The following is an 11,759-nucleotide window of genomic DNA, read 5'->3' on the forward strand; positions in this document are numbered from 1 at the left end:
GGCGGTGGCTCACCTATGGCGGGGCGATCCCCTGGTGATCGGGATCGCGACCACGCTGCAGTACGTCCTCCCGCTGGTCGGCGTCGTCGTCGGTCACGTGGCGCGACGACGCGAGGGCCCTCGCCGCGAGTCGACGGTGGGGCTCGTGCTGTCCTACCTCCTGCTGGCCGTCGCGGTGGTGCCGGTCGTCATCGGGTCGTTCGGGCTGCTGGCGCGCTGAGGCGACCCTGAGCGGGAGGGGTGCCTCGGCGTCGGCGCAGGGCATGAAGAGACCGACGTCCTCGGGGTGGGTGGGTCTCGATGTGCCCCTTCGGGGCTACTCGACCAGCATGTGTGCGGGCGTCGCTTCCCAGGACACCCACCCTTCCCGGTGACGCCGCGCCACCAGCTGGAGTCGCGCGGTGCCGTCACCTCGAAAGCCTCGAGGACGGCACGGTCGAGCTGCTCCGCCGGCGAGGGGAGTCGTGCGGGAGCGGCTGTCGTCGCCGGAGGGCCGGTGCAGCCCTTCGGATACGATCGACCACCGTGCCTCGCCGTTCTCCCGCCGCCCTCAGCGCGAGCATCCGCGCGGCGGGGGAGCGGCTGTTCCGGGAGCGCGGCTACTCGCGGGTCACCGTCCGCGAGATCGCGGCGGAGGCGCAGGTGGATCCCGCCGTCGTCGTCCGCCGGTTCGGGTCGAAGGAGGCGCTGTTCCTCGACGTGATGCAGGTGAGCATCCAGGACCGCCCGGAGCTGGACGTGCCGCTGCGGGACTTCGGGCGCAGCTTCGTCGCCTCCCTGCTCGCGGACGAGCGCGACACGCAGGCCGTGTTCCTCGCGCTGGTGCGCGGGGGGAGCGAGCCCGCGATCGGCGCCCGGCTGCACGCCGTGCACGAGGAGGCGTTCGTGGCTCCGCTGCGGGCCCGCATGACGGGGCCGGACGCGGACCTGCGCGCACGCCTGGCCGCGGCGCTCGTCGGCGGACTGCTGCACTCCATGTGGGTGGTCGGCGACGAGGTGCTCCTCGCCACCGACCACGAGCAGATCGTCGAGCGCTACGGCGACGCGCTGCAGGGCCTGCTCACTCCCGCGGACCGGTCCGGCCCGCCGGCGTCCGCCTGACTACTGCACGGACCAGCCGCCGTCGCTGGGCAGGATCGCCCCGTTGATGTTCACGCCGTCGTCGCTGAGCAGGAAGGTGATCGACGCCGCCAGCTGCTCCGCGGAGGCGACGGAGGGGATCGCGCTCTGGAACGGGGCGAGCCGGGCGCTGCCGGCCTCGGAGACGTTCGGCGGGAACGGGATGCCGGTGGCGACGCCGCCGGGCGCGACGGCGTTCACGCGGATCCCGCTGCCCGCGTACATGAACGCGGCGCTCCTGGTGAGCCCGACGACGCCGTGCTTGGAGACCGTGTAGGCGTTGCCGGACGCGTTGCCGCGCAGTCCCGCCTCGGAGGCGACGTTGACGATCGATCCGGCCGCGGCCGCGAGCATCGCGGGGAGCACGGCTCGGGAGAGCTTGAAGCCGCCGGTGAGGTTGATGGCGATCACCCGGTCCCACACCGCGTCCGAGGTCTCGTGGGCGGGGGAGAAGTCGTCGTTGATGCCGGCGATGTTGGCGAGGCCGTCGATCCGCTCGCCGGCCGCCGCGACGATCGCGTCGATGTCGTCCTGCTTCGTGATGTCGCCGGCGACGGGCACGATCTCGGCGTCCGGCAGCGAGGCCGCGAACTCCTGGAGCCGCTCGGCCGAGATGTCCACGGCGACGACCCGGCCGCCCTCGCGGGCGATGCGGGAGGCGGTGGCGCGGCCGATCCCGGACGCCGCGCCGGTGACGATCACGGTCCTCCCCGCGAAGCGCCCGGCGGTGACGCTCTCACGCCAGCCCGCGCTCTCCACGGCCTCGGGCACGACGCCGCCGTTCGCCCGCAGCACCAGATCGTCGACGACGCTCTGCGGGAGCTGCCCCTGACTCAGCGCGACCAGCTGCTGCAGCGGCAGCGAGCGCACCGGCGCCAGCTTCGCCTCGTCGAAGCCGCCGGCGGCGCCGCCGAGCACGTCGCGGATGAGCGCGGAGCCCTCGGGGTGGTTCAGCCATTCCCCGATCGAGCTCTGGGCGGTGAGTGGGGCGGTCGTGGACATGCGTCCTCCTTCTGGGTGGTCGAGCAGTGAAGTCAACTTAGTTGACTTCACGCGTTCCGGCCACTACTCGCCTCGACCGCTGCTTCTGAGGGCGCCGTGACGACCCGGCGGCGGCGGGGGCGAATCGCACAGGACACCGCTAAAGGTGCTAATCGGAGACTGTTCTTAGTAGCTTTCGACGGCTCTCCCGCCGGCCGCCGTCCCCTCGTCGACGCGCGCCGGGCCCCGCCGTGGGCCCGCATCTGGTTCCATGGACGTGCGCGTGCGTCCGTCCGGTCGCACTGCTCCTCCCGTGAAAGGTCGTCGGATCCGTGGTCTCCCAGGTCGTGCTCGTGGACGATCTCACCGGTGCGCCCATCGCCGCCGGGCGCGGCGGGACGGTGTCCTTCTCCGTCGGGGACGACGCGTACGAGATCGACCTGTCGGCGGCGAACATCGGGCACCTGCACCGGGCGCTCGCGCCGTTCGTGGACGCGGCCCGGCCGCTGTCCGAGGTGCCGGCCCGCTCCCGGGTGACGTCGATCGCCGCGAGTGCCGGGCGGAAGAGCCCCGAGATGCTCGCCGCGATCCGGCACTGGGCGCGGCGGCACGGCTACGAGGTCCCGCGCTCCGGCCGGGTGCCCGCGGACGTGCAGGCCGCGTACGACGCGGCGCACTGACACGGACGACCCCGGTCGCCTTCGCGGCCGCGAGGAGCCGTCTCGTGCTGATCGAGTGGCCCGCACGGCGGGCGTATCGAGATCCCCCGGTGTCGGAACAGAGGTCTGCAGGCCTGCCCTGCTGGCGACAGTGGGTCTCGATACGCCCCTGCGGGGCTACTCGACCAGCATGGAGCCGGCCGGCTCCGCTCCCTGCTGATCGAGTAGCCCGCACCGCGGGCGTATCGAGATCCGCCCGCGGGAGGACGGGGCCCTCAGCGCTCGCGGCCGTCGATCTCCTGGTCGCCGAGGTGGGCGCCGTAGAACTCGGACTGCTGCCGCATGAGCTCCCGCATCGGCACTCCGGGGCCGACGCCGTAGACGGTCCCGACGAAGTCGAGCCCGCGCTGGATCGCCCAGATCTCCTCGTGGCGCTCCGGCGGGAGGATCGTCGCCGGCGTCCCCACCGCGACCCAGCCGATCGGGACGACGGCGCCCGGCTCGAGGACGGTGTCGACCTGCACGACCGCGTTGATCCGGACCTCGGCGCCGACGCCGATGCGGCTGCCGGGGAAGAGGGAGGCGCCCGTGGCGATGAACGCCTCGTCCTCGACGGTGCTGCCGTTCACGTGCGCGTGCGGGCCGATCATGACGGCCGCCCCGATGCTCACCGGGTGGCCCGCCCGGGCGCGGATCAGAGCGTTCTCCATCACGATCGTGTCCTCGCCGACGACGATCTCGCCGTCCTCCGCCGAGAGCACCGCTCCGTGGAGGACGCGAGCGCCCGGCCCGAGGCGGACGGCGCCGACGATCACGGCGGACGACGCGACGGACGCGGTCGGATGGATCACGGGCTCGCGGTCCCGATGTCTCATGAGCATGCGCTCGCTCCTCGTCTCGCCGAGCGCCACCCGCTCGGCCCGCTCACGACGGTATCCCCGCCCGGGCGCCTTCCGGTCCTCGGCAGAAGGTGCCGCGGGGCGCTCGTCGCGCGCACCCCCGCCCCGGGTGTACCGTCGTCGCATCTGAGGTAAAACGCAGGCCGCGCCGGTCTGCAGGCGCACGCGGCATCGAGAGATCCGCCACTTCTTCCCTGTGAAGGAGTGCGCCCATGGTGCTCGACACCCCCCGATCCGCCCCGCGGGACACGGCTCCCCGCCGCCTGCGCGATGCGTGGATCGCCCTCGCCGGCCTCTCGGCCGTCTTCCTGTTCGAGATGCTCGACAACTCGGTCCTGAACATCGCCCTGCCGACGCTCGGCCGCGAGCTGCACGCGTCGACGGCCGGCCTGCAGTGGGTGACCGGTGCCTACTCGGTCGCGTTCGGCGGCCTCATGCTCCTCTTCGGCGCGGTCGCCGACCGCTTCGGACGCCGCAGGGTGATGCTCGCCGGCCTGGTGCTGCTCGCCGCCGCGAGCCTGGCGACCGCGGCCGTGACGACGACGGAGCAGCTCATCGCCGTCCGGGCCGTGATGGGGATCGCGGCGGCGATGACCACCCCCGGGTCGATGGCGCTCGCCTTCCGCCTGTTCGGGACCGACGACCTCCGGGTCCGGGCGCTGACCGTCGTCTCGACCGCCGGGCTCGTCGGCCTCGCGGTCGGCCCCACCGCCGGTGGTCTCGTGCTGGCGGTCGCGCCGTGGCAGGTGCTCCTGCTGGCGAACGTGCCGATCGCGGTGCTCGCGCTGATCGGCATCCGCCTGGGCGTGCCGGCCGATGCCCCGGGCGACCTGCACCGCGACCCGATCGACGTCGTCGGCGCGCTGCTCGGCACGGTGACGATCGCGGCCGCCCTCGTCGCGCCGACGCTGTTCGTGGGCACTGGTTCCACGGGCACCGACGCCGACGGCACCGGGACCGGGATCGGACCGTGGGCGCCGTGGGCGACCGTGGTGACGGCGGCCCTCGCGGGAGCGGGTTTCGTGCTCCGCCAGCGCACCGCCCGGCATCCGCTGCTGGACCTGCGCCTCGTGGCCCTGCCGCTCGTCTCCAGCGGACTGGCGTTCAAGGCCGCGACCGGTCTCTCCGTCGGTGGGCTCTCCTACCTGGTCACGCTCCAGCTGCAGCTCGCCTGGGGCTGGAGCCCGGCCGCCGCGGCGCTCGGCCTGCTCCCGCAGGTCGTGGTCCTCCTCGCCGGCGGTCGCTTCGTCGGCCCCTTCGTCACGCGCGTCGGCCTCGAGCGCGCCGCCGCGCTGAGCGCGGGCGCCGTGGTCGCCGGGCTCGCTGTGTTTGGGCTGCTCGGCCGCCTCGGCTACGGCTGGGTGCTGGTCGCCCTCGTGCTCGTCGCGGCGGGGATGCGCGTGGTCGGCGTCGTCGCCGGGACGAACGTGCTCCGCGGGCTCCCGGCCGAGCGCACCTCCGTCGGCGCGGCCCTCGTGGACACGGCGAGCGAGCTCGCGACCGCGGTCGGCATCGCCGCCGGCGGCACGATCCTCAGCGCACTCGTCGCCGGCAGCATCACGAGCGCCCGGGCGACGGCGGCCGGGGCCGAGCAGCTCTCCGGCGCGGTCGGCGTCGCCGGGCTCGTCCTGGCCGGCCTCGCCGCGGCACTCGTCGCCCTCGGCGTCCTCCGGGCGCGCACGTCGCCGTCGGAGCGGTGACCTCGATGCCGAGCACGACGCCGACCGGCACTCACCGTGGAGCGCCGGCCGGCGTCGGTGCCGTTCCTGACCAGTCGGGTCAGCGCTGGACGAGCGGGATCGCGATGTCGGTGACGTCTGCGCCGATCGTGCCGAGGCGGGTGGCCGTGCCGTTGAGCACGCCCACCTCGTAGAGCGAGCCGTTCACCGCGGCCAGGCCGATCGAGCCGATCGAGCCGCCGTTGCGCAGGACGGAGTAGATGTCGAAGCCGGTGACACCCGCGGCGTCGACGCCGAGCTTCCCGGTCGGCGCCAGCGTGCCGGCGTTGGCGGGGGACTGGATCGCGATCTGGTCGAGCGCCGTGTCGAGGACGAAGAGGGTCGTCGCCGTGTTCGGGTCGAGATCGTTGTTCGTGTACGCGGCCCCGTTGACGCCGGTGGCGACGGCGGGCGCGGCGTAGCTGAGCGCGCCGTCGGCCACGGTCGCGGCACCCGGGGTCGCGAACGGCTGGCGGAGATTCTGGCCGGTGTCGCTGATCACGCGGAGGGCGTTGGCGGCCGGGTTGAAGTCGACCCCGAAGGTGGTGCCGCTCAGCGCCACGGTGAGGCGGGTGACCGGGGTGGCCACGCCGGTGGTCGCGTCGATGGAGTAGACGCCGGCGCTCGCCGCGGTGTTGCCGACGCCGTAGAGCTTGCCGTCCTGGACGCGGTAGTCGATGCCGACGAGCGCGGTGTCGCCGCCGGTCAGACCGGTGACGGCGACGCTGCCGGAGACCGTGCCGGGCTTGAGGGGGTTGAACTGCACCAGCGTCGTGCCCTCGTCGGCGAGACCGACGACGCGCAGCTTGGCGGCCACCGAGCGGGCGGCGCTGACCAGGGCGCTGCTGGCATCGCTGGTCGCGGCGGCGGGAGCGACAGTGCTCGCGCCGGCCAGCACGGGGGCGACGGCCATCACGCTCGCGACGGCGACAGCGGTGATGCCGACTTTCAAGGTCCTGCTCATCATGAACTCCTCGAGACTTCCGGTCGCCGCAGATCGGCGACTCGAAGAGGGGTACTGCGCGGACCGCGTGAGCGTTCATCCGGGTCGCGAGATTCTTCGCGGATCGGCGTGCGGGAGGTCGGGTCGCGGGCCGGAGGGCGCGCTCGGGCTCGCGGAACGGGCTCGGGCTCGCTGGCTTCGCGCGGAACGGCCTGCCGGAGGTCGAATCACGTGCCGGAGGTGGCGGCGGACACCCTCCGGCTCGCGGAACGGGCCTGGGCTCGCTTGATTCGCGCGGAACGGCGTGCCGGAGGTCGAATCACGTGCCGGAGGTGGCGGCAGACGTGCTTGGGCTCGTGGAACGGGCCTGGGCTCGCTTGATTCGCGTGGGATGGCGAGCCGGGGTTCGGATCGCGTGCCGGAGGTGGCGGCAGGCGCGCTCGGGCTCCCGGAACGGGCCCGGGCTCGCTTGATTCGCGCGGAACGGCGTGCCGGAGGTCGAATCACGTGCCGGAGGTGGCGGCGGGCGTGCTTCGGGTCGCGGGACAGGCCTGGGCTCGCCGGAATCGCTCGGGTGAATGCGTGCTGATCGAGTAGCCCGCGGAGCGGGCGTATCGAGATCCGTCAGCGTCAGAAGGGGAGTCTGCAGACACGCCCTGCTGATCGACGGCGGGTCTCGATACGCCCCTGCGGGGCTGCTCGACCGGCATGTGTGCGGGCGTCTCTTCCAAGTAGATCCACCAGCGTCAGAAGAGGAGTCTGCAGACACGCCCTGCTGATCGACGGCGGGTCTCGATACGCCCCTGCGGGGCTGCTCGACCAGCATGTCTTCAGGCGTCGCTTCCACGGAGATCGCCTTGTACGTGCGGGTGAAGGCATGCTGATCGAGTAGCCCGCGAAGCGGGCGTATCGAGATCCACCAGCGTCGGAAGGGGAGTCTGCAGACCGCCCAGCTGATCGCGGCGGATCTCGATACGCCCCTGCGGGGCTGCTCGACCACCATGAGGCAGCGTGCGGGCTGCGATCGTCAGTCGGCTGGCGCGTCGGCCTTGTAGACCTTCCGGAAGGCGTCCTTGCGGGCGATCCTGCCGCCGCGGAACTCGTAGATGTCGCAGCCGCGGGTGACCTGGGGCTCGCCGTCGGGGCCGGTCCCGGTGAAGGACCAGGTGGCCGCGCCGCGCGTGCCGGCGATGAGGGGCTCCCCCTCCTCGTGCCGCTCCTGGCCGGTGTCGAAGGCGAGCATCAGCGCGAAGCCCTCGCGGACCTGCTCCTTCCCGGTCCAGGTCCGGCCGGGCTCGGGACCGACGGACGCGCCGTAGACGCAGTCGTCGGTGACGTGACTCATCAGCTCCTCGAGGTCGTGGCGGGACCAGGCGTCGCTGAACGCCGCCAGCACCTCGGGCGTCATCTCGCTCGTGGGGTGATCGGTCGACAGGGAATCGCTCATCGGTGAACTCCGGTCCTTCGAGTCGTGGACCGTCATCGGTCGCTCTGCGACAGTGGCAGGGTCCGGGGCGAGGAGGCAACGTCCTCTAGCGGTCATGTCCGGAATCGGACGATCGGCGGTCGGCGAGGGGCGGTCGTCCTCCGGCGGGCCGGTGACGTGGCGGCCGTCGGAGACCGCGGCGCGATCACTGCAGGACGAGTCCGACCAGCGGGGGCAGGACCAGCGTCGCCAGGCCCACGAGGACGCCGTGCGCCCCGACGCCCAGGGCGATCGCGGCGAGGATCCGCGGGCGTCCCTGCCGGACCACGCCGGCGACGCCGAGCCCGGTGGTGGCGGCGGCGAGGAGCAGCTGAACGAGGGCGATGCCCGTGAACAGCGCGCCGATGCTCGTCGCGTCGATGCCGTTGCCGTAGGCGAGCACCGGTATCGCTGTGGTGACCCCGGCGAGCAGGATCTGCGTCAGCGTCTGGAGGACCGCGAGCAGGAAGCCGATCAGCCCGACCGTGTTGCGAGGACGACCCGGCGCGTCAGTGCGTGTCATCGTCGAAGCGTAGGGCGGAGCGGGCCCACGGGTCGATCCCCGGGGGCGAGTGCCGTCGCCATGCAGCGTGCAGGTGGATCTCCTGGGAAGAGACGCCCGCAGACATGCTGGTCGAGTAGCCCCGCAGGGGCGTATCGAGACCCGCCGTGATCAGCAGGGCGGGTCTGCAGGCTCCAGGACCGGCGCGGGTGGATCTCGATACGCCCGCTCCGCGGGCTACTCGATCAGCATGATTCTCCGAAAGCCCATCCCGTCGGGGCTGGTGCTCTCGGCCGCAGTCCCCCGATGCGGCCGAGAGCACCTCGGCACCGACGTCCGCGTCGGTCTGCCCCGCGGCGTCGCCGGAGCCCCCACTCCTCGACCGCCCCTCCACAGTAGGTTTCCGGGGCGCTATTCGCCATCTGTCGTTTTGCGTCAGGATCCGACCGCGGGGGAGCTAGGCGCTCTGCTCGCGGGTGCTGAGGAAGGCCGCGGCCGTCGCGGCGGCGAGCAGGACGGCCGCCGCGATCAGCATGCTGGTCTGCATCCCGGTGACGAAGTCGCGGCTGCCGGCGAGGAGGGCGCCGAAGACGGCGATGGCGACGGCGCCGCCGACCTGGCGGAAGGTGTTGAAGACGGCGCTGGCGGTGCTCGCCCGGTGCGGCGGGACGCTGGCGAGGACGACGGCGGTCGCGGGGGGCATGGCGACGGAGCCGCCGACTCCGGTGAGCACGAGCAGGCCGCTGACGAGGAGCGGCGAGCCGAGCGGTGCGGTGGCGAGCAGTCCCGCGAGGCCGGCGGCCATCGTGGCGAGCCCGCCGACGATCGGCAGGCGCGGGCCGAAGCGGTTGGCGAGGCGGCCGCTGACGATGTTGCCGACGACGGCGAAGGCCGCGGAGGGCAGGAAGGCGAGTCCGGCGAGCAGCGGGGTGAGGCCGAGGTGCTGCTGGAGGTAGAGGCTGACGACGAACACGGAGCCGAAGTTGCCGACCATGAACGCGAAGCCGACGAGGAGGGCGAGGCGCATGTTCCGGCTGCGGAAGAGGTCGGGCGGCATCATCGGATGGCGGGCGCGCTGCTGCACGAGCAGGAAGCCGGACAGCGCGAGGACGGCGAGGGCGAGGCAGCCGAGGACGAGCGGGTCGTCGAAGCCGATCGCGCCGCCCTCGATCAGTCCGTACATCAGCGCGCCGAGTCCGACGAGGGAGAGGACCTGGCCGGCCCCGTCGAACGGCGGCGAGGTGGTGGGCGAGGGGGCGACCCGGCGCAGCAGCACGAGCATGACGGCGCAGACGGGGATGTTGATCAGGAAGACGAGTCGCCAGTCGATCGTGGTCAGCAGACCGCCGAGGAGGGGGCCGACGGCGCCGGCGACCGCGCCGCCGACGGCCCAGATCCCGAGGGCGCGGGCGCGTTCGCGCGCGTCGGGGAACGCCTCGCGGATCAGCGCCATCGAGGAGGGCAGCATCGCGGCGGCCGCGGCGCCCTGCACGAAGCGGGCGGCGATCAGCGCCCCGACAGTGGGCGCGAGGGCGCAGGCGATCGACGACAGCAGGAACAGCGCGATCCCGCTGCCGAGGGCGCGCTTGGCGCCGAGGCGGTCGGCGAGGTTGCCCGCGAAGAGCAGCAGCGACGCGAACAGGAGGGTGTAGCCGTCGATGATCCACTGCTGACCGGTGGTGCCGCCGCCGAGGTCGTCGCTGATGCGGGTGAGGGCGACGTTGACGATCAGGATGTCGAGGGTGATCAGGAAGAACCCCAGCGGCGCGAGGAACAGGGTGCGCCGCGGGGACGCGGGCTGTCCCGGGACGCGCTGTTCGGGGACACGCTGCTCCGGGACGGGGGGCCGGGGGTGCTCCATGCCCACCACGCTAGGTCGGGGCCGCGCCGCCAGGGGTTCCCCAGCAGGGCACCCGCCCGCCGGTGCGGTGGGCGGGCTGCTGATGCGGAGTGTCCTGCCCGACGTCCCGCGCCACTGATCCTCCTCACTGACCTGACGCGACTGACGCCGGTAGAATTTTGACCTGACGCGATTGACGGGGGGTCGAGACATGGGCGGGCGGGTTCGAGGTGGCGGTGCGGCCTTCCGTCGGGCGCGCGGGCGGAAGCTCAGCGGGGCGGATCGCCTCCGGGCGGCCGCAGGCGTCGGCGGGGTCTTCGGTGTCGCGCGAGCGGGGCGAGTCCTGCGAGCGCGAGGCGGAGGCCCTTCGGACCGAGCCGTGCCGACCGCGTCCGTCGTGCCCGACGACGCCTCGAGGGATCGAACCGTCAGGCAGAACCGGACCGGCGAATCGATCGACGAAGCGGAACCGGAGCTGCGCGCTCTCCTGGAGGCGGTGCGTCGCCACGCGACCGGCCTGGACCTCGATCTGGTCGCCGGTCGGAGCGGGGGGATGGAGGGCGTCGTCTCGAGGATGTTCGCGAGCGTTCCCGGCGCGAACCACTACGACGCCAAGATCGGCCCGTTCTACGACACGGCCGGTCTGCGGGCGTGGCGGAAGGTGACCCGGCAGTCGATCGACGGCCAGATCGAGCGACGCGATCTCCTCTGCGTCCGCACGACGGACGGTCATCGGCTGTACCCGGCGTTCCAGTTCGAGGGTCCCGGCGGAGCGCTGCTGCCGCAGCTCCGCACCGTTCTCGCCGCACTGGACCCCCGATCGATCGACGAGTGGGGTGACGCGCTCTGGTTGAACAGCCCGATGCCGTACCTCGACGGGGCGACTCCTGCTCAGGCGCTGCGCCAGGGACGCATCGCGGAGGTGCTCGTCCACGCGAGGAGCGCCGGCGCGCTCTGGGCGCCATGAGCCGCGCGGAGGTCGCCCAGCAGGGCCCGAGTGCCGATCAGGACCTCACGGCGTTCCCGGCGGTGGAGCCGGAGCCCGAGTGGCGGTGGCGGGCGCACTCGACGGAGCTCGCGGCGTGGTGGTTCAGCACGAGCGGCCGCGGCCGGTTCGACCTGCCCGACAGCGGCGCGGACGGCACCTGCTACGTCGCGGACGACGTCCGGACCGCGGTGCGGGAGAGCCTCGGTGACCGGGTCGTTCCCGATCAGGTGATCACGCCCGCCGCGGCGGCCGCGTTCCGAGTGTCGGCCGTCCGTCCTCCGCCGGGGCTCACCTGCGCCGCTGTCACCTCGCAGAGCGCGGACCAGCACGGCGTCACGCGCGAGCTCACGACGATGACCGACTACGACGTCACTCAGGCGTGGGCGGCGGCTCTGCACGCCGCCGGATTCGACGGGATCCGGTACTCCTCCCGGTACACGAGCGCCGCCGGACCGAACTCCTGGGCCCTGTTCGCGCCGAAGGGCGGGAACGACGACTTCGCCGTCGACGCGGCGCGCGAGCTGGACGGCCCTGCCGCCTGCGCCCAGGCCGGGGTGCGCGTGCTGGAGCCGCCGCCGCTCAAGCGCGCCGTCACGCTGCTCACGGGGCCGCCGCGCTGACAGTGCTCGGGCCTGCGTGCTGGTG

At 73.1% G+C, this 11,759-nt stretch carries 12 protein-coding genes; 6 read left to right on the plus strand and 6 right to left on the minus strand.

The window, feature by feature from the left end:
* Positions 1 to 34 precede the first annotated feature (34 nt).
* Positions 35 to 220: a hypothetical protein gene (locus EDF36_RS01205; protein ID WP_148059939.1), complete on the plus strand. Its 186-nt coding sequence runs from the start codon at positions 35 to 37 to the stop codon at positions 218 to 220.
* A 305-nt stretch (positions 221 to 525) separates the two neighbouring features.
* On the plus strand, positions 526 to 1,101 hold the full coding sequence (locus EDF36_RS01210; RefSeq protein WP_123736028.1) for a TetR/AcrR family transcriptional regulator: 576 nt from the start codon (positions 526 to 528) through the stop codon (positions 1,099 to 1,101).
* Here EDF36_RS01210 and EDF36_RS01215 read toward each other — a convergent pair whose 3' ends face one another.
* Entirely contained in the window at positions 1,102 to 2,121 is a 1,020-nt protein-coding gene (locus EDF36_RS01215; protein ID WP_123731570.1) for an SDR family NAD(P)-dependent oxidoreductase, read from the minus strand.
* A gap of 311 nt (positions 2,122 to 2,432) precedes the next feature.
* Here EDF36_RS01215 and EDF36_RS01220 point away from each other — a divergent pair, with 311 nt between their 5' ends.
* The gene (locus EDF36_RS01220; protein ID WP_123731571.1) at positions 2,433 to 2,780 is read left to right on the plus strand and encodes an Lsr2 family protein; all 348 of its coding nucleotides are present in this window, start codon (positions 2,433 to 2,435) and stop codon (positions 2,778 to 2,780) included.
* A gap of 254 nt (positions 2,781 to 3,034) precedes the next feature.
* Here the strand turns inward: EDF36_RS01220 and EDF36_RS01225 are convergent, their stop codons facing one another.
* Positions 3,035 to 3,640 (minus strand): gamma carbonic anhydrase family protein, encoded by a 606-nt coding sequence (locus tag EDF36_RS01225; RefSeq protein WP_123731914.1) that lies wholly within the window; start codon positions 3,638 to 3,640, stop codon positions 3,035 to 3,037.
* Positions 3,641 to 3,870: 230 nt separating this feature from the next.
* Between EDF36_RS01225 and EDF36_RS01230 the strand changes: the two genes are divergently transcribed.
* On the plus strand, positions 3,871 to 5,358 hold the full coding sequence (locus EDF36_RS01230) for an MFS transporter (RefSeq protein ID WP_123731572.1): 1,488 nt from the start codon (positions 3,871 to 3,873) through the stop codon (positions 5,356 to 5,358).
* Between the two features lie 79 nt (positions 5,359 to 5,437).
* Here EDF36_RS01230 and EDF36_RS01235 read toward each other — a convergent pair whose 3' ends face one another.
* The 4 genes from EDF36_RS01235 to EDF36_RS01250 form a co-directional block, all read right to left on the minus strand.
* Positions 5,438 to 6,340: a DUF4394 domain-containing protein gene (locus EDF36_RS01235; protein WP_221181580.1), complete on the minus strand. Its 903-nt coding sequence runs from the start codon at positions 6,338 to 6,340 to the stop codon at positions 5,438 to 5,440.
* Positions 6,341 to 7,346: 1,006 nt separating this feature from the next.
* The gene (locus EDF36_RS01240) at positions 7,347 to 7,766 is read right to left on the minus strand and encodes a nuclear transport factor 2 family protein (protein ID WP_185020321.1); all 420 of its coding nucleotides are present in this window, start codon (positions 7,764 to 7,766) and stop codon (positions 7,347 to 7,349) included.
* 184 nt (positions 7,767 to 7,950) lie between these two features.
* Positions 7,951 to 8,307, minus strand: a complete 357-nt coding sequence (locus EDF36_RS01245; RefSeq protein WP_123731574.1) for a hypothetical protein — start codon at positions 8,305 to 8,307, stop codon at positions 7,951 to 7,953.
* Between the two features lie 436 nt (positions 8,308 to 8,743).
* Complete coding sequence (locus EDF36_RS01250) at positions 8,744 to 10,147, minus strand: MFS transporter (protein WP_123731575.1); 1,404 nt, start codon at positions 10,145 to 10,147, stop codon at positions 8,744 to 8,746.
* A 475-nt stretch (positions 10,148 to 10,622) separates the two neighbouring features.
* Here EDF36_RS01250 and EDF36_RS01255 point away from each other — a divergent pair, with 475 nt between their 5' ends.
* Positions 10,623 to 11,093: a hypothetical protein gene (locus EDF36_RS01255; RefSeq protein ID WP_221181581.1), complete on the plus strand. Its 471-nt coding sequence runs from the start codon at positions 10,623 to 10,625 to the stop codon at positions 11,091 to 11,093.
* Positions 11,090 to 11,734 (plus strand): RES family NAD+ phosphorylase, encoded by a 645-nt coding sequence (locus tag EDF36_RS01260; RefSeq protein ID WP_123731577.1) that lies wholly within the window; start codon positions 11,090 to 11,092, stop codon positions 11,732 to 11,734. Before EDF36_RS01255 ends, EDF36_RS01260 begins: the two co-directional genes overlap by 4 nt.
* Positions 11,735 to 11,759: the final 25 nt, after the last annotated feature.

The sequence above is a fragment of the Rathayibacter sp. PhB152 genome, from assembly GCF_003751395.1.
In the GTDB taxonomy this organism is placed as follows: Bacteria; Actinomycetota; Actinomycetes; order Actinomycetales; family Microbacteriaceae; genus Rathayibacter; species Rathayibacter festucae.